At 72.6% G+C, this 16,577-nt stretch carries 16 protein-coding genes and 1 pseudogene; 8 read left to right on the top strand and 9 right to left on the bottom strand.

The window, feature by feature from the left end; all coding sequences use genetic code 11:
- Nucleotides 1-240 precede the first annotated feature (240 nt).
- The 3 genes from ACFYVL_RS36400 (at nt 241) to ACFYVL_RS36410 (ending at nt 1,979) form a co-directional block, all read left to right on the top strand.
- Nucleotides 241-675, top strand: coding sequence for a YidH family protein (locus ACFYVL_RS36400; protein ID WP_389252761.1), 435 nt, complete (start codon nt 241-243; stop codon nt 673-675).
- A gap of 4 nt (nt 676-679) precedes the next feature.
- Entirely contained in the window at nt 680-1,015 is a 336-nt protein-coding gene (locus ACFYVL_RS36405; RefSeq protein ID WP_389252763.1) for a DUF202 domain-containing protein, read from the top strand.
- A 196-nt stretch (nt 1,016-1,211) separates the two neighbouring features.
- Complete coding sequence (locus ACFYVL_RS36410) at nt 1,212-1,979, top strand: DsbA family protein (RefSeq protein WP_389252765.1); 768 nt, start codon at nt 1,212-1,214, stop codon at nt 1,977-1,979.
- A gap of 31 nt (nt 1,980-2,010) precedes the next feature.
- On the opposite strand, the gene ACFYVL_RS36415 is transcribed toward ACFYVL_RS36410, so the two are convergent.
- The 6 genes from ACFYVL_RS36415 to ACFYVL_RS36440 all read right to left on the bottom strand — a co-directional run bounded on the left by ACFYVL_RS36415 (nt 2,011) and on the right by ACFYVL_RS36440 (nt 5,753).
- A complete protein-coding gene (locus ACFYVL_RS36415; protein ID WP_389252767.1) occupies nt 2,011-2,529 on the bottom strand; it encodes a hypothetical protein in 519 nt (172 codons plus the stop codon).
- Nucleotides 2,498-2,755: a hypothetical protein gene (locus ACFYVL_RS36420; protein ID WP_389252769.1), complete on the bottom strand. Its 258-nt coding sequence runs from the start codon at nt 2,753-2,755 to the stop codon at nt 2,498-2,500. Before ACFYVL_RS36420 ends, ACFYVL_RS36415 begins: the two co-directional genes overlap by 32 nt.
- Nucleotides 2,712-4,244: a hypothetical protein gene (locus ACFYVL_RS36425; protein WP_389252771.1), complete on the bottom strand. Its 1,533-nt coding sequence runs from the start codon at nt 4,242-4,244 to the stop codon at nt 2,712-2,714. The genes ACFYVL_RS36420 and ACFYVL_RS36425 overlap by 44 nt, the downstream gene beginning before the upstream one ends.
- Nucleotides 4,241-4,957, bottom strand: coding sequence for an ABC transporter ATP-binding protein (locus tag ACFYVL_RS36430; RefSeq protein WP_389252773.1), 717 nt, complete (start codon nt 4,955-4,957; stop codon nt 4,241-4,243). Before ACFYVL_RS36430 ends, ACFYVL_RS36425 begins: the two co-directional genes overlap by 4 nt.
- A 105-nt stretch (nt 4,958-5,062) precedes the next feature.
- On the bottom strand, nt 5,063-5,395 hold the full coding sequence (locus ACFYVL_RS36435) for a hypothetical protein (protein ID WP_389252775.1): 333 nt from the start codon (nt 5,393-5,395) through the stop codon (nt 5,063-5,065).
- Nucleotides 5,396-5,456: 61 nt separating this feature from the next.
- Nucleotides 5,457-5,753 carry a response regulator transcription factor gene (locus ACFYVL_RS36440; RefSeq protein ID WP_389252777.1) on the bottom strand — a complete coding sequence of 99 codons (297 nt, stop codon included), beginning with the start codon at nt 5,751-5,753 and terminating at the stop codon, nt 5,457-5,459.
- A 513-nt stretch (nt 5,754-6,266) separates the two neighbouring features.
- On the opposite strand from ACFYVL_RS36440, the gene ACFYVL_RS36445 reads away from it, so the two are divergent.
- Nucleotides 6,267-6,992, top strand: coding sequence for a response regulator transcription factor (locus ACFYVL_RS36445; RefSeq protein ID WP_389252779.1), 726 nt, complete (start codon nt 6,267-6,269; stop codon nt 6,990-6,992).
- A complete protein-coding gene (locus tag ACFYVL_RS36450; RefSeq protein ID WP_389252781.1) occupies nt 6,989-8,719 on the top strand; it encodes an ATP-binding protein in 1,731 nt (576 codons plus the stop codon). Before ACFYVL_RS36445 ends, ACFYVL_RS36450 begins: the two co-directional genes overlap by 4 nt.
- Nucleotides 8,720-8,779: 60 nt before the next feature.
- Here the strand turns inward: ACFYVL_RS36450 and ACFYVL_RS36455 are convergent.
- Nucleotides 8,780-9,130 (bottom strand): annotated as a pseudogene (locus ACFYVL_RS36455) (STAS domain-containing protein); the annotation flags it as partial.
- A gap of 216 nt (nt 9,131-9,346) precedes the next feature.
- Between ACFYVL_RS36455 and ACFYVL_RS36460 the strand changes: the two are divergent.
- Complete coding sequence (locus ACFYVL_RS36460; protein ID WP_389252783.1) at nt 9,347-11,371, top strand: bifunctional metallophosphatase/5'-nucleotidase; 2,025 nt, start codon at nt 9,347-9,349, stop codon at nt 11,369-11,371.
- Nucleotides 11,372-11,521: 150 nt separating this feature from the next.
- On the opposite strand, the gene ACFYVL_RS36465 is transcribed toward ACFYVL_RS36460, so the two are convergent.
- Together ACFYVL_RS36465 and ACFYVL_RS36470 are read right to left on the bottom strand one after the other, a co-directional pair.
- Entirely contained in the window at nt 11,522-12,208 is a 687-nt protein-coding gene (locus ACFYVL_RS36465; protein ID WP_389252785.1) for a hypothetical protein, read from the bottom strand.
- 221 nt (nt 12,209-12,429) lie between these two features.
- Nucleotides 12,430-13,476, bottom strand: coding sequence for a PucR family transcriptional regulator (locus tag ACFYVL_RS36470; RefSeq protein ID WP_389253017.1), 1,047 nt, complete (start codon nt 13,474-13,476; stop codon nt 12,430-12,432).
- Between the two features lie 189 nt (nt 13,477-13,665).
- Between ACFYVL_RS36470 and ACFYVL_RS36475 the strand changes: the two genes are divergently transcribed.
- A complete protein-coding gene (locus ACFYVL_RS36475; protein ID WP_389252787.1) occupies nt 13,666-14,268 on the top strand; it encodes a hypothetical protein in 603 nt (200 codons plus the stop codon).
- Between the two features lie 92 nt (nt 14,269-14,360).
- Nucleotides 14,361-16,538, top strand: a complete 2,178-nt coding sequence (locus ACFYVL_RS36480) for an SPFH domain-containing protein (RefSeq protein WP_389252789.1) — start codon at nt 14,361-14,363, stop codon at nt 16,536-16,538.
- Nucleotides 16,539-16,577 lie beyond the last annotated feature (39 nt).

Raw genomic sequence — 16,577 nt, forward strand, 5'->3', positions numbered from 1 at the left:
TTACGAACCCGGCCGCCGGGGGCCCACCGGGGGGGGGCGGGCAACTGGCCGCGAGGGCCCCCCCCCACCGGGGGTACTGTTGGGCCACCCCGTCCCCCCCGGGGGGGGGGGGGGGGGCCCCCGGGGCCCCCCGCCCCTCCGCTCTTCGGGCCCCGCCCGATCCTCCACCGAAGTCCCCCGCCCGCCCCCGTGGACAGCGACCCCGGTCCCCCGCCCGCCCCCGTAGACAGCGACCCCGCCATGCCCCACTCCCGCCAAGCACCCGCCGACACCCCCTCCAGCACCGGGACCCGCTGCGCCGACGGCCGCCCCACCCGCGCGCCGCGCACCGCCCGTCCCCTGGACCCGTATGCCGAGGGCAGCGAGCCGGACCCCCGGTTCTCGCTCGCCAACGAACGCACCTTCCTCGCCTGGCAGCGCACCGCCCTCGCCCTGATGGCGGGCGGCGTCGGCGTGGAGGCGCTCACCGAGCACACCGCGGGGCGCGACCTGCTGGCCGTCGCCCTCATCCTGCTGGGCATCTGCTGCGCGGTGACGGCGCAGTTCCGCTGGGCCTCGGTGGAGCGGGCCATGCGCACCTCCCGGCCGCTGCCCCGGCTGCGGGGCGGCCGGCTGCTGCCGGTGGCCCTGGCGGTGCTGGGCGTCGCGTTCGCCGCGATGATCCTGGTGCGCTGAGGCGATGAGCACCCCGTACGTCCCCTGGGACCCCGGGCTCCAGCCCGAACGCACCGCCCTGGCCTGGCGGCGCAGCGTGCTGGCCTGCACGGTGGGCGCGCTGGGGCTGGGCCGGCTGGCGGTGCACCACAGTGTCGCGCTGTGCGGCTGGACCCTCGCGGTCGCCGCCTGTCTGCTGCTCGTCCTGGCCCGGCTCCAGAGGGTGCACACGGACCGCACCGAGCACCGGCTGCGCGCCGGCAGCCCGTTGCGCGCGGGCCTGCTGCCGCTGGCGACGACCGTGCTGACCTGCCTGCTCGGAGTGTGCGCGCTCGGCTACGTGTACGTCGCACGGGGCTGACCCGGCGGACCGTCAGGGAGCCGGTGGACCGGCCGGACCCGGCGGACCGCAAAAGGACGGACCGCAAAAGGACCGTGGTCCCTGCCGGACGGGACTTGTGGCGGGACAGAACGGATGAAACCGGCCGTAGCGTCCAGGAGAGGGGCCGCTCCGCTGCTCCCGTTCCGTTCCCACTGTCCCTCTGTGAGGAGTCGTCGTGAAGGCGAAGACCGTACGTCGTGCCGGGCGCGGCGCGTCCGCCGCACTGGCCGTACTGCTGCTGGGCGTCGCGGGGGTCGCCTGTTCCTCCGCCGATGCCGCCGACGACGGCAAGGGCGGCGCGTCCGCGTCCGCGAGCGGTTCGGCGGGCACGGACGGCCCGGCGGCCCACCGGTCCGCCGACGCCGAGCTGCTGGCGGGGCTGCCGTCGGCGATGGCGGACGACGGCGTCAGGATCGTCGTGGGCAGAGCGGACGCCCCGCACACCGTCGCGGTCGCGGTCGATCCGCAGTGCGGCTGGTGCGCCAAGTTCGAGGCGAACGGCGGGAAGGCACTGGCACAGGCGGTCAAGGACGGCCGGGTGAAGGCCGAGTACACCGTCGCCTCGTTCCTCGACCGCGGGGAGACCGGCGGCTCCACCCGCGCCGCGAACGCCATGCGGGCGTCCGTGGAGTCGGGCCGGTTCGCGGAGTTCCACGCGGCGGTCTTCGCCAGTCAGGCCCCGGAGCACGGGTCCGGCTTCACCGTCGAGCACCTGCTGCGCATCGCCGACCAGGTGGACTGCCTGCGCGGCGCCGCCTTCGACCGGGCGGTCAAGGAGCTCGGGCACCACGAGTGGGTCGCCAAGTCCATGAAGGCGTTCACCGCGAGCGGCGACACCGCGGTGCCGAGCGTCCGGATCGACGGCGAGAAGGTCACCGACACCGACGCCCTCCTGTCCGCCGACGGCTTCGCGAAGGAACTGCGCGCGCACGGGGTGCGCTGACCGCCGGTACCCGGAGCAGCGGAGGTGCCCGTCAACTCCGCGCCCGTTCCCGGACGTTGCCCCACAGTGCCCGCCCGTCGCCGAAGCACGGCAGCAGGAACAGCAGGTGCGCGAGGTACCACCAGGACAGGGGGCGGTCGAGGCCGGACAGCCACAGCAGGGCCCCGACGGCGGCGCAGGCGGCCGGCCCGGCCACGGCGACCGCGGCCGTCTGCCGCCGGGTCGTCGTCCCCTCGGGGAGCACCGAGGTGCGCCAGGCGGTCCGCTCGACCGTGATCCCCGTGACCGTGGGGATGCACCGCAGCACGAGGACGTGTGCGCACTCGTGCAGGACGAAGGGCGTCACCAGTCCGAGGACGGCCGGTTTGGCCAGCAGGGTCCAGGCCATGGCCGCCGGCACCGGGTCGCCCGAGCGCACCTGCCATGCCAGGGCGGCGCCGTACAGGAGTCCGGCGAGCGCCAGCAGCGGCCACACCTGGGCGAGCACCGCCCGCGCGACGGCTCCCGCGCCCGGCGGCTCAGCGGCCGGCCGCGCTGAGGAGCTGTTCACGGCGCTGCTTCAACACCCGGTAGCTGACCTGGACCAACGTCAGTACGACGGTGAGCACGAGAAACAGCACGACGAGCGGGAGCGGGTTCTCCACGCCCATGGTGACGCCCAGCGCCCCGTTGTCCTTCTTCACCGTCTGGAAGACCAGCGACCCGAAGAACGCCTGCCGGTCGACGATCTCGTCAGTGCCGGTGGAGAACATGAGGGCGAGCAGGGTCACCACCACGACTACCAGCGTCAGCAGCGCGGCCCCGACGGCGGCTTTGACTACCGACATTGCCTTGAACATTCCTACTCCTTGACTCGTCTGCGCGGATTCCTTGGACCGCGTACTGGACGAACGCGACGGCCGCACCCGCGAGGCAGACCGTCACCGCCCAGGGCGGGAGGTTGAGCAGGCCCAGCCCGATCACCGTCAGGCCGAGCACGACGGCGACCACGGACAGGCCGAGGAAGACGGAGAGCGGATTGTCCTTCTCCGCGGGGAAGACGATGCTGATGCAGGTCGTCAGGAGCGCCCCGCCCACGCAGGACGCCAGCACCACTCCGCTGGAGAGGAACCGCTCGGGGCGGACCGCGGCCGTGATCGCGAGGGCGGGCACGGCGAACACCGCGAGCAGCACCGTCTGCGCCCTGATGAGCCGGGCGCAGACCCGCCAGGGGGCCTCGCGCGCACCGGGCAGCTCCCGCAGTTGGCGGGTGGCGGTGAACTGGTAGAGGCCGCCGAAGGACAGGGCGGCCAGCCCCCACAGCGGGTTGACCGTCGGCTTCGCCACCAGCAGGTAGAGGAAGAGCGCCGCGGCCATCGTGGCGGCGGCCACGGTCTGCGCGCTGCGCAGCAGGCACCAGTCGTACGGGCCCAGGAGCCGCCGCGGCAGCGGGCCGCCGGGGAGTTTCAGGTAGCGGGACTGGCGGACGTGCTGGTTCGGGGCGAGGGCGAGGGCCAGCGCGAGGAGCCCGGCCGACAGCACGGCCGCGGCGCCCAGGGTCGCCCAGGGTCCCAGCGCGTGCCAGGCCCAGGAGACCGAAGTGGCCCAGGTGTACTCGGTGCGCCGGGCCAGGTAGGCGCCGGAGATGTCGAGGATCATCGGCGTCATCTGCACGGAGTAGTACGCCAGCAGGGCGAACAGGGCGAGCACGTTGAGGAGGCCCGCCATCCGGCCCAGTCCCAGCAGCAGCCACAGCCGGGTCAGCAGCTGGTGCAGGACGGCCAGGGTGAGATAGGTGAGGAGGACGGGCAGGACCACGGAGGCCGTGAGGTGGCCGGTGGCGTCGAGTCCGAGGAGGACCAGCGCGCTGACGGCGAGGGAGACCAGTCCGGCGGCGGCCACCACGGCCGTCATCGCCGCCTCGTACAGCAGGAACGCCATGGAGCGCTCCCGGTTGGTGACGGGCAGCTGGTGGCTGAGCCGCAGCATTCCCTCGGCGTTCAGGAACAGCACCTTCACCAGCAGGAACGCGATCTGCACCCACAGCAGGAGGGACACCGTCGCGGTGTCGAAGAGCAGCCGCCACACGGCCGGCTCGTGGGCGAGGGGCTCCAGGAAGAAGTAGGCGGCGGTGCACATCAGGCCCAGTAGCAGCACGGCCGCGCCGACGACGCACACCCGGACCGGGGCCGACTTCAGCACTCCGGCCCGCAGCACCCGGCGGCGGAAGAAGACGAGGAGCATCCGGGCCAGGACGACGGAGTGCCCGAACCGCACCGCGTTCACCGCTCCGCCGTTTCGAGGTAGTCGAAGACCATGTCCGCCAACGAGCCGTGTTCCTCGACGAGTTCGGCGGTCGGCGCGTCGTACACCACGTGGCCCAGGTCGAGGAAGAGAGTCCGGTCGGCGAGGCGTTCCAGGACGGCGAAGTCGTGGGTGCACAGCAGGATGGAGCGGCCCTCGGCGCGGATCCGCCGGAACTCCTTCTCGGCGAGGTGCAGCGCCTCCAGGTCGATGCCGTTGAGGGTCTCGTCGATGACGGTGAGCCGCGGGCGGACGACCAGCGCGGAGACCAGCTGGGTCTTCTTGCGCATGCCGTGCGAGTAGTCCTCGATGAGGTCGTCGTAGCGGCCCTCCATCGAGAACTCCCGGAACAGCGCGAGCGCTTCGGTGTGGTCGATGCCGGCGCCGTACAGCTTGCCGACCATGGTGAGGTACTCGCGCGCGGTGAGGAACTCCGGCAGGTAGTCGTTGCTGGAGAGGTACATCGCCTGGCGTTTCGCCTCGGGGCCGCTGTGCTCGTGGCCGCCGACGCGGATGGACCCGGACTGCAGCCGCACGAGGTCGAAGAGGTTCCTGATCAGCGTGGACTTGCCGGACCCGTTGGGGCCGACGAGACCGACGACGGTGCCCTCCTCGACCGTGAAGGACACGTTCAGAAGGACGTTGACGATGCCGTCGTAGGAGTAGCTGACGTCGTTGACTTTCAGGAGGGACACTCGCGTGATGTTCCTTTACCGAGTACGTCGATCAGTGTGGCGCCCGGAAATCCCGGTCGTGCTCGCGGAATTCCCGGGCGCCTTTGTGCACGCAGCCTCAGGCGGCTACTTGCATTCGGCGCTGACCTTGAGACCGAAGTCCTTGAAGGACCACGAACCGCTGAACTTCTTGTTCTGCTTCACCACGCACCACACGACCAGGCCCGCGAAAATGGTGGCACCCAGGGCGAGGACGACGGCGGTGAATATCAGGAACCAGGCGTCGTAGCGGACGAGGCCCTTGTCGACCTTCGCTCTGATCGAATCGAGGGCACGCTCCGGCGCGGTGCTCGCGTACACGTACGCACCGATCGAAGCGGAGGTGTAGCTGCTGACGGCCTTTGCTTCCACCGGCTGGGCGGCGGTCGCGTTTTCACATACCAGAGTTGACGCAGACACAGTTATCTTCCCTGTCGTTGTTGTTGACGCAGTGAAGATTTCATGGCTCTGACCTGGGCCGCTAGTGTCCTCCAGGGCACCTTTCCGCACATCTGCGGTAGGTCGCGATGACGGCGGCCTCCGCCCGCGAGGAGATTTCCAACTTGGAGAAGACACTGGTGACATGCTTCTTCACCGTGCGTTCCGCCACGTGCCAGCGGCCCGCTATGACGGTGTTGGAGAGGCATTCGCCCAGGGCGGTCAGCACTTCGCGCTCCCGCGCGGTGAGAAGTGAAATGTCCGCGTCCCGCACCCAGGGCGGAACCTCGCACACATGGAGGCTTTCGTGGTCGTGGCCTCTGTTCGACGGCAGATTCATTGCCCATCCCCCTCGGCGGCAGTCCGCCGCCCACTCGCTTTCGGTACCACGCGACCGGCCGGCCTGGTCGGGGCCGACGGCCGCTGTCGTTTCCTCCGGTCAACTCCACCTTCTCGCGGCGGATTTCACGGGAGGGAACGACAGGGCGCCGCATCCCCCGGGGAGCGGCGGCACGGCGTAATCTACAGCGTTGTAGAAGTTGACGCACGCGGACCTCGCATCCCGGCCTCCGACGCGCGCGTGCGAACCACGCGAAGCGGCCGTCACCGGCGCACCCCCATCCCCGCGCCGGGGCCGGGGCCTTCACTCCCAGCGGATTCCGTGCGTCCCCGGGCCCGCGCCCGCCCGCGGGGCACCGCGGGCACGAGGGGCGCGCGGCGCGCGACCGGTGCACCACCCCGCGTGCCACCGCGCTCCCGGACCGCCCCTTGGACGGCTTGAGCCGTCGCAGGGGCGCGCTCTAGCGTGGCGACATGGCAGGAACATCAACGTGCGCTCAATCGCGGATCAACCGTGCCGCCCGCGGCTGACGGCGAGCCGGGCGGGCCCGCGGCCCGGCGCCCCCGGATCGTCCTGATCGAGGACGACGCGGACCTGGCCGCCATGAGCCGGGCCTACCTGGAGCGCGACGGCTACCAGGTCACCTGGGCCCCGGACGCGCGGGGCGGCCGGGCCGCGATGGAGGGCGCTCTCGCCGATCTGGCCGTACTGGACCTCCAACTGCCCGACGGCAGCGGCCTGGACCTGCTGCGCGGCACCCGGGGCGAGGACCGGCTGCCGGTGATCGTGGTGACCGGCCGGGGCGAGGAGGCGGACCGGGTGCTCGGTCTGGAGCTCGGCGCCGACGACTACCTGGTCAAGCCCTTCTCGCAGCGGGAGCTGTCGGCCCGTATCCGGGCCGTGCTGCGCCGCACCGGGGAGCGGGCCCCCTCGGACGTGATCGTGCTGGGGGATCTGCACATCGACACCGCGGCCTGTCTGGCGCGGATCGACCGGACCCCGCTGCCCCTGCGGCCCAAGGAGTACGGGCTGCTGACGGTGCTGGCGCACACGCCCGGCCGGGTGTACTCGCCCGACCAGCTGATCGAGCGGGTGTGGGCGACGGGGCCCTGGCAGAGCGCGGCCTCGGTCACCGAGCACATCTACCGGCTGCGCGGCAAGCTGACCGTCGCCCTCGCGGGCCGGCCGGGACCCTCGATCGTGACCGTCCGCGGCTACGGCTACCGGCTGGACGCATGACGGCCGCGGCCGGGCACCGGGAGGCACCCGGGACGAGCACGGCGGACGGGCGGACGGCACCGCCCGACCACCACAGGCTCTTCGACGCGCTGCCGTCACCGCTGCTCGTGCTGCGCCCCGACTTCGTGATCGTGGACGTCAACCGGGCCTATCTGTCGGCCACTTCGACGGAGCGGTCCGCCCTCGTTGGGCGGTCCCTCTTCGACGTCTTCCCGGACAACCCGGCCGACCCGACCGCGGACGGGGTGGCCAATCTGCGCCGGTCGCTGGAGACGGTGGCCGCCACCGGCCGGCCCGACACCATGGCGATCCAGCGCTACGACATCCCGGCGGACGACGGCGGCGGGTTCACCGAGCGCTACTGGAGCCCGGTCAACTCCCCGGTGCTGGACGAGGCGGGCCGGGTCACCCACCTCGTGCACCGGGTCGAGGACGTCACCGAGTTCGTGCACGTGCGGCGGGTGGGCCGCGCCCAGGACCGGGCCCGCGCGGAGGCGCAGATGCGCTCCGAGGGCATGGAGATCGATCTGTTCGTACGGGCCAGGGAGATCGGCGAGGGCAACACCCAACTGCGCCGCGCCTACCGGCAGCTGGAGAGCGTCGCGGCGCAGCTGCGGCAGCAGAAGGAGGCCAAGGACCGCTTCATCGCCACCCTCTCCCACGAACTGCGCAATCCGCTGGCCGCCGCGACCGCGGCGGCCGAGGTGCTCGCCCTGGACCTGCCGCCGGACAACACGGTGGTCGCGGTCCTGGAGCGGCAGCTCGCCGTCCTGGCCAGGATGAGCGACGACCTGCTCGACGCCACGCGCTCGCTGACCGGGCGCCTGGAGCTGATCCGCGAGGTGCTCGACCTGCGGACGGTGGTGCGGACCGCGGTCGCCGACGCCCGGCCCGCCTTCGCCGGGACGGGCCGCTTCCTGCACCTGGACGTGCCCGACGACCCGGTGCCCGTCGACGGGGACCGGCTGCGGCTCGCGCAGCTGCTGGGCAATCTGCTGACCAACGCCCAGAAGTACACCTTGCCCGGTCAGCACACGCACGTCCTGCTCCGGCGGACCGCCGGGCACGCCGAACTGGCCGTGCGCGACGAGGGGATCGGGTTCGCGCCGGGGCAGGCGGAGGAACTGTTCGAGGTGTTCACGCGCGCGGCCCCGGCCGGGCCGACGACTCCCGAGGGGCTCGGGCTGGGGCTGGCGGTGGTGCGCACCGTCGCGGGACTGCACGGCGGGCGGGTCACCGCGCACAGCGAGGGCTCCGGCCGGGGCTCGGTGTTCCGCCTCGCGCTGCCCCTGGCGACGGTGTCCGCTCAGGTCGGGGCGGTGCCGCGGCCGGCGGCCCGGTACCCCGCGCCGGCCGGGCTGCGGGTCCTACTGGTGGAGGACAACGTCGATCTGGCCACCACCTACCGGCTGCTGCTCGAACACCGCGGCCACGAGGTGACCTGCGTGCACACCGGCCCCGACGCGATCGAGGCCGCCGGACGGCCCTTCGACCTCGTCCTGTGCGACATCGCCCTGCCCGGCCTGGACGGGTACGCGGTGGCGCGCCGGCTGCGCGCCGCACCGGGCGGTCAGACGCTACGGCTGGTGGCGGTGTCCGGTTTCGACGGGGCCGCCGACCGGGAGCGTTCCGGTGCCGCGGGTTTCGACGCGCATCTCGCCAAGCCCCTCGACCTGACGGACCTGGACGCCCTGCTGCGCTCCTGGGACGAGGCCGGCGACGACTGAGCGCGGGCGCGGGCCCGCCCGGTCCGCGTGCTGCGAGGCGGCGGCGACCGCCTCCTCCAGAGTGGGCGACGGGCGCAGCACCTCCAGGGCGTCGTACGCCCACAGCTGCCGCAGGGCCCGCCGGTCCGCGCACACCACGGCGAAGCCCGCGCCCGTCGCCCGTACCCGGCGCCGGAGCCGGTAGAGCAGTGCCAGACAGGTCGAGTCGAAGAAGGTGACGCCGCGCAGGTCGAGCACGCACCCGTGGGCGGCCCGGGAGGCTGCCGCGTCGAGGCGCAGCCGTACCGTGCGTTCCACCGCGAGGTCGAGCTCCCCGTGCAGCTCGACCACCAGCGGCTCCCCCGCCGCGGGCGCCCGCAACGGCCCGCACGTCGCGTCCGCCTCCTCCGCACAGGAGACCTGTTCCGCCATCCGCCCCCACCTCCGCTCTTGCCGGTGAATCCGTTCTACCGGTGCCGGGTGGCCGTTCCCTCAACGCCCGCTCGTTCTCCGTTCAATTAAATAGGGCGCGGCGGCGGAGCGGGGGATTTCGCGGCCGTACGTGGTTCATGGGGCCGCCGTGGCGCTGCCATTCCTGTGACGCCCCTGATTGCCGTGGGCTTCATCTTGCTGTTCGCACCATCGGGCGTGACGACAACTCGCAGCGCCTCAGCGCGCAACAGCCTTGCCCAGCAGTCGAGTTCACACCGCGAGGGAACGGGCCGCCGGGCCTTCCTCACCACGATGGGCGGCCTTGCCACCACCGTCGCCCTCGGTGTCCCCGCCTACGCCTCCGACGCGGCGCGCGATGCCGCCACCGCCCACGAGTACGTGGACGTGCAGTTGCTCAACATCACCGACCTGCACGGGTACCTCCAGGGCCCGACCGGCAGCGATGCGGTCATCGTCGGCAACGGCGGGAAGAAGTACACGGTGGGCGGCGTCGCCGCCATGGGCGCGCATCTGGAGCGGCTGCGGGACGGGCGGCGCAACTCGCTGTTCTTCGCGCCGGGCGACCTCTTCTCGGGGTGGGAGTTCGACGCCGCCGCGTTCTCCGACGAGCCGACCGTCGAGGCGCTGAACCGGATGAAGCTGGACTTCGCCACCGCGGGCAACCACGAGTTCGACAAGTCGCCCGCGAACCTCACGGAGCACATGCTGGACGGGCGGACGTACCCGGTCGTCGGGCAGGACACCGGTTTCCGCGACTCCACCGGGCGCCGGTTCCGCGGGGCCGACTTCCCGTACTACAGCGCCAACGTGGTGCGCACGCGGAGCGGGCGGACCGTGCTTCCGCCGGTGCACGTCGAGTGGGTGCGCGGGCCCGGCGGGCGGCGGATCCCGATCGGCTTCATCCACCTGACTGCCATCGGGACCGAGCTGTTCCCCAACTCCTTCCACCCCGGGCTGAAGACCCTCGACGAGATCGCCACCGCCGACCGGTACGCGAAGCTGCTCAAGCAGCGGGGGGTCAACGCGATCGTGCTGAGCATGCACGACGGCGCGGTGGCGGGCGCCGACTTCAACAGCGGCAGCGACCCGTCCGGGCCCGCCTACGATCTGGCGCTCAAGGTGTCGCCCGACATCGACGCCATCGTCACCGGGCACTGGCACTGCCGGTTCAACATGATGGTGCCCGACCCGAACGGGGTGCCCCGCCCGTTCGTCGAGGCCGGTTTCCACGGGCAGGTCATCAACGAGATCAATCTGCGGCTCGACCCCCGCACCGGCAAGGTGGTCCGTGAGCTGACGGTCTCCACCAGCCACCCCAACTCCCGTGACATCGCCCCGCACCGGGAGCTCAAGCAGATCGCCGACTACTGGGCGGGGCAGGCCGCGGAGCGCGAGCGCAGCCGCATCGGCCGCCAGCGCGGCCCCTTCACCCGGGTCAGGAACGCGGCGGGGCAGAGCACCATGGGCGATCTGGCCGCGGACTGGGCGCTGTGGGCGGCGCGCAGACCCGCTCCGTCGCACGACGACTCCAACGTCCACCGCTTCGTCCCCGCCCAGCTGGCGCTGGTGCCGCTCGCGCCGACGGTGGGACAGTCCTTCGTCCGCGGCGACCTGGTGCCGGCCGCGGGCAGCGACGCGGTGACCTTCGGGCAGGCCTGGCGGGCGGTCGGCTACGGCTGCCCCACCGTGTGCGTGAAGGTGACCGGGCAGCAGATCCACGACGCCCTGGAGCAGCAGTGGTCCACCGGGTCCGGTGGAGTGCTGAGGTTCGCGCCGCTCGCGGTGTCGGGCAACGTCCGCTACTCGTTCGACGCCTCGGGTGCGGTGGGTGACCGGGTGGACCCGGCCGACGTACGGATCGACGGGGCACCGCTGCGGCTGGACCGCGAGTACCGGCTGGCCACCGCCTCGTACACGCTGCTGGGGATGGACGGTTACCCGGCGCTGACCACCTACCGCGAGGCCTACCGGCACCAGCGCGACTTCGAGAGCTTCATCGCCTTCGTGCGCGGACAGCAGGTGCTGACGCCCTCCGCGCGGGACCGGGTCACGGCGAAGAACGCCACGGCCAGGAGTGCGGGGGCGCAGGCGGGCAAGGTCGTCGATCCGCCGGTCCCGGTGCGCGAGGACGGCCAAGCGCTGCCGCCGTCGGTCGCGGCGATCGTCACGGCGGGCGGCCCGCACGCGGTGCGGCACGGAGGGTTCCGGCCGCCCTGCTGAGCGGAGGGTGTGCCGCCCGGGGCCCTCGGCCCCGCGGGGCCCGCACCTCAACGGGGCTGTCCCCGCACGTGGTTGAGCCCGGGGCTCGTCGGCCGGCCGACGGGCCCCGGGCACCGTGGCACGCGGCCACGGCACGGTCACCGGTGGGGATCAGCCACCGAGACCGGGAACGCTCGGGGCCGCCGGGAGCGCGGGAGCGGCCGGCAGCTCGGGCGTGCCGGGCACGGCCGGCAGCTTCGGCGTCTCGGGGACGCCGGGCAGCGCCGGCACCGGCGGGACACCCGGCAGCGTCGGCAGCTTGGGCAGGCCCGGCAGGTCGGCGGCCGGGAGGCCGCCGCCGAGCACGATGCTCACCAGGACGTTGACGCTGGCGGTGATGGTCGCCTGGACCGCGACGGCGAGCGCCTTCGGGTCGCCCTTCTTCGCGACCTCCAGGAGTGCGGTGACCTTGACCTGGAGGTCGGCCAGCGCCTTCGCCTTGAGGTCGACCGCTTCGGCGCCCCTGGTGGGGGCCTTGGGTGCGGCCTCGCCCGCCTTGGCGATGGCGTCGGTGACGGCCTTGCCGAGGGAATCGGCGTCGGCCGCGGGGAGTTTGCCGCCGGGTGCGGCGAGTGCCGCGGTCAGCAGATCGGTGACGGGCTTGAGTACGCCTGCAGCGTCACCGAGCACCTTCGTCTGCTGACCGAGCGCTTCCGCGCCCGGGATCGGAGGGACGTCGACGGCGGCCGCGGTGGACGGCGCGCCGACGGCGGAAAAGGCCGGGCCCGCGGTGCCCAGGGCGAGGGCGCCGCACACTGCGGTCGAGAGAAGAAGACCGGCGGTCCGGGACATGCGCATGAAGATGGTCCTTTCGGATGGAGAGTTGGTGGTGCTCTCTTCCACCGTCCGGAGCAACCTGACATAGCGCAATATTTCGGTTACCCACAGCGAGCGGTACGGGCTGCCGCACGGGGCCGACGTACCCGCTGGCCTCGCCTTTCACCAATTTGCCGCAGCGCGGGGCGTGTACGCCGAACAGGGGGTGGGCCCCGGCGGCGCGGAGGACGCGAGCCGCGTTCTCACAACTCCTGTTCCGGCCAGCCGAGCAGCCGGGCTCCGATCACCGCGGTCTGCAGGGTGTAGCGGTGCACGGGGTCCCCCGGGTCGGCCCCGGTGAGCTTGTGGATGCGGTCCAGCCGGTAGGTCATGGCGCGCACGCTCAGCGCGAGGCGGCGCGCCGCCTCGGCTGCGACGCAGCCGCTGTCGAAGTACGCGGTGAGGGTGTCGAGCAGCGGCTGGGCTCCGCCGCGGGCCTCTCTCAGCGGGCCCAGCACGCTGCCCACGAGATCGGCCATCGCCTGCCTGTCCCGGCCGAGTACGGGGTAGACCAGCAGGTCGGCGGCGTGCAGCACCGGCCCTTCGAGGTTCATGCGGGCCGCCAGGTCGAGGGCGTTGAGGGCCTCCTCGTAGGAGTGGACGACGCCGCCCGCGCCGGGGTGGGCGCGGCCGACGGCGACCTGACCCCCGTCGGTGGCGGCGTGCGCCTGCTTGGCGAAGTAGCTCAGCACCTCGGCCTGGTCGGCCGGTGCGATGCAGATCAGCCGGCCGTCCTTGGTGGTGAGCAGGATCCGCCGGTCGCCGAACCGGGCGAACAGCGTCTGCTCGATGTGCCGGGGGACGGAGGAGCCGTCGTCGTACGGTGCGTCTCCCTGGGCGACGGCGACCGCGTGGGCGTGCGAGAGGAGCAGCCCGAAGCGTTCCGCGCGCTCGGCGAGGCGGCCCAGGTCGCTGCGGCCGTAGAGCAGGTCGTCGATGAACTCCCTTCGTACCGCTTCTTCCTGACGGACCGCCAGGTACTGGGCGCGTTCGTGGCCCTCGGCGAAGGCGTCGACCGCGATTTCGACGGCACCCAGCAGGTAGGCGGTCTCCGCCTGCGGCATTCCCCGGCGGGCGTCCTGGGCGGCGCTGAGGTGGGCGCGGACCAGGGCGCGCAGGCCGATGCCGGACTCGGCGGCCTTCTCGCCGCTCTCGCGCAGGGCCGCACGTTCCTCCCGGGTGAGCCTGCGGCCGGTGGAGCAGGCGTCCCGGAGGATCCGGGTGTACTCGCCGAGGTGCTCCTCCAGCATTCCCTGGTCCGTCACGTTCTCTCCTCGCGGCTCGCGGTGGCGTGCCGGCGGCCCCCGGCATCAAAGAATCATAAAGATTGCCGGTGTACGGCAATGCGAACGGGTGTGCTTGCGGTACAGGATGGGCCGAACCGACGGGCACGGGACCACCTTCCCTGCCGGTCACGGGAAGCCGGGGAGGGCTGTGCGATGGGCGAGTTCGTGGTTGCCGCCGCCGGTTTCCCCACACTGCTCTTCAGTGCGGCGCTGATCGTCGTCGTCGGGTTCTGGCTGCTGGTGCTGTGCGGGGCCGTGGGCCACGACAGCTTCGACGGCGAACTGGGGACCGGCGCCCTCGGCCTGGGCGGGCTGCCCGGGTCGGTGGCCGCCTCGCTGCTGATCGCGCTGGCCTGGTTCGTCAGCCTGAGCGGGGCGTCCCTGCTCGGCCGGGCCCGGCTCGGCGGCATCGGCCTGCACCTGCTGAACCTGACGCTGCTGCTGGTGTCCCTCGTCGTGGCCTGGCTGCTGACCCGGCTGCTCGCCGGGCTGCTGGCCAGGCTGTTCCCCGAGGAACCCGGGCCGTCCCGGCAGGACTTCGTCGGTCGCGCGTGCACCATCCGCACCGGTCGGGTGGACTCGGGCTTCGGCCAGGCGGAGGTCGCCGCCGCGGACGGCTCGACGGCCGTGGTGCAGGTGCGCCAGTTCGGCACCGACGCGCTGCCGCTGGGGAGCACCGCGCTGCTCTACGCGTACGACGAGGACGGCGAGTTCTTCTGGGCGTCCCCGTATCCGGAGCTGCTGCCGGGCGCCTGACCCGCCGCCGCCCCGCCCTTCTCCCCGGCCCTTCCCGGCCGCCCCTCCTCATCTCCTCCGCTCGTCCCCTCTTCCGGTAAGGAAGCACTTTCATGGATGCCATCACCGTGGGCGCCGTCGTGCTCGGCGCCGTCGTACTGCTCGTGGCCGTGGGCCTGTTGCTGGTGCTGACCCGGCTCTTCCGCAAGGTGGAGCAGGGCAAGGCACTGATCGTCTCGAAGATGCGCAAGGTCGACGTGACCTTCACCGGGCAGGTCGTGCTGCCCGTGCTCCACAAGGCCGAGGTGATGGACATCTCGGTGAAGACCATCGACATCACCAGGACCGGCCGGGACGGGCTGATCTGCCGGGACAACATCCGGGCGGACATCCGGATCTCCTTCTTCGTGCGGGTCAACAAGACGGTCGAGGACGTCGTCAAGGTCGCCCAGGCAATCGGCACCGACCGGGCCAGCGACAAGGAGACGATGCAGGAGCTGTTCAACGCGAAGTTCTCCGAGGCGCTCAAGACGGTCGGCAAGCAGATGGACTTCACCGACCTGTACACCAAGCGCGACGAGCTGCGGGACCGGATCGTCCAGGTCATCGGCACCGACCTGAACGGCTACAGCCTGGAGGACGCGGCGATCGACTACCTGGAGCAGACGCCGCTCACCCAGCTGGACTCGCACAACATCCTCGACGCCCAGGGCATCCGCAAGATCACCGAGCTGACCTCGGTGGAGCGGGTGCGGACGAACGAGTTCCAGCGGCACGAGGAGAAGGAGCTGACCCGGCAGAACGTGGACGCCCGCGAGGCCATCCTGGAGCTGGAGCGCCGGCAGGCCGACGCGGAGATCAAGCAGCGCCGCGAGGTGGAGACCGTACGGGCCCGGGAGGAGGCCGAGACGGCGCGGGTGGTGGAGGAGGAGCGGCTGCGGGCGCAGACCGCCTTCCTGCGGACGGAGGAGTCGCTCGGGGTGCAGCGGGAGAACCAGGCCCGTGAGGTCGCCGTCGCGCAGAAGAACCGCGAGCGGGTCATCGCCATCGAGTCCGAGCGCATCGAGAAGGACCGGCTGCTGGAGGTCATCGCGCGGGAGCGGGAGACCCAGCTGACCCGGATCGCCGCCGACAAGGAGGTCGAGGCGGAGAAGCGGGAGATCGCCGAGGTGGTGCGGGAGCGGGTGGCGGTGGACCGTACCGTCGCCGAGCAGGAGGAGTCGATCCTGCGGCTGCGGGCCGTCGAGGCGGCCGAGCGGGACCGGCAGTCCATCGTCATCGCCGCGGAGGCCGTCGCCCAGGAGAACCTGGTCAAGGACATCAAGGCGGCCGAGGCCGCCGAGCAGGCGGCGGTGCACCGGGCGTCCGAGGAACTCACCCTGGCCGAGGCCCGGTTGAAGACGGCCGACCTGGACGCGCAGGCCAAGCTGCGGCTCGCCGACGGCGTCCGGGCCGAGGCGGCGGCGACCGGGCTCGCCGAGGTGGAAGTACGGGACGCGGAGGCCGCCGTCGCGGAGAAGGCGGGCCGGGCCGAGGCCGCGGCCACCGAGGCGCGGCTCGCGGCGGAGGCGGCGGGCGCCCGTGCCATGGCCGACGCGGAGGCCGCGGCGATCGGCGGGAAGCTGCGGGCCGAGGCCGCGGGGCTGACCGAGAAGGCGGCGGCGATGGCCGCGCTGGACGCGGCGTCCCGGGAGCACGAGGAGTTCCGGCTGCGGCTGGCGGCGGAGAAGGACGTGCGGCTGGCCGGGATCGAGGTCCAGCGGCAGGTCGCGGAGGCACAGGCGACGGTGCTCGCGACCGGTCTGGAGAGCGCCGACATCAGCATCGTCGGCGGCGAGCCGGTGTTCTTCGACCGGCTGATGTCGTCGATCTCGATGGGCAAGGGGCTGGACGGGTTCGTCGGGCACTCGCGGACGGCGCAGACGCTGGCCGGGCCGTGGCTGGACGGGACCGCCTCGTTCACCGAGGACCTCACCCGGGTGCTGGGGTCGGTCACGACCGGCGACGTCCGCAATCTGACGGTGTCGGCGCTGCTGATGAAGCTGATGTCGGGCGGCGGGGGCGGGAGCGTCGAGGGCCCGCTCGGAGAACTGCTGGAGAAGGCGCGGGAGCTGGGACTCGCGGACATGCCCGTGGTCGAGCTGGGCGCCGGACTCCCCGGGGACACGGCGGCTCCCGCAGGCGCCGGACTCCCCGCGGACGCGGGACTCCCCGGACGGGAAGCCGCGACCGGCCGCCCGGCCCGCGGTCCCGGGCGGCAGTCCGGCCTGAACGGGTCGGCCGCCGTCTGACCCCGCGCCGGGCCCCCGGCACACCACCCGCAGCAGCAC

Origin of the sequence: Streptomyces sp. NPDC004111, from assembly GCF_042874215.1 — a bacterium.
In the GTDB taxonomy this organism is placed as follows: domain Bacteria; phylum Actinomycetota; class Actinomycetes; order Streptomycetales; family Streptomycetaceae; genus Streptomyces.

What these genes read in the sequence shown, in the direction of transcription:
- ACFYVL_RS36440 (WP_389252777.1), bottom strand. Translation starts at nt 5,753, where the DNA reads ATGAATCTGCCGTCGAACAGAGGCCACGACCACGAAAGCCTCCATGTG.
- ACFYVL_RS36470 (WP_389253017.1), bottom strand. Translation starts at nt 13,476, where the DNA reads ATGCTGGAGGAGCACCTCGGCGAGTACACCCGGATCCTCCGGGACGCC.
- ACFYVL_RS36450 (WP_389252781.1), top strand. Translation starts at nt 6,989, where the DNA reads ATGACGGCCGCGGCCGGGCACCGGGAGGCACCCGGGACGAGCACGGCG.
- ACFYVL_RS36405 (WP_389252763.1), top strand. Translation starts at nt 680, where the DNA reads ATGAGCACCCCGTACGTCCCCTGGGACCCCGGGCTCCAGCCCGAACGC.
- ACFYVL_RS36475 (WP_389252787.1), top strand. Translation starts at nt 13,666, where the DNA reads ATGGGCGAGTTCGTGGTTGCCGCCGCCGGTTTCCCCACACTGCTCTTC.
- ACFYVL_RS36400 (WP_389252761.1), top strand. Translation starts at nt 241, where the DNA reads ATGCCCCACTCCCGCCAAGCACCCGCCGACACCCCCTCCAGCACCGGG.
- ACFYVL_RS36480 (WP_389252789.1), top strand. Translation starts at nt 14,361, where the DNA reads ATGGATGCCATCACCGTGGGCGCCGTCGTGCTCGGCGCCGTCGTACTG.
- ACFYVL_RS36465 (WP_389252785.1), bottom strand. Translation starts at nt 12,208, where the DNA reads ATGCGCATGTCCCGGACCGCCGGTCTTCTTCTCTCGACCGCAGTGTGC.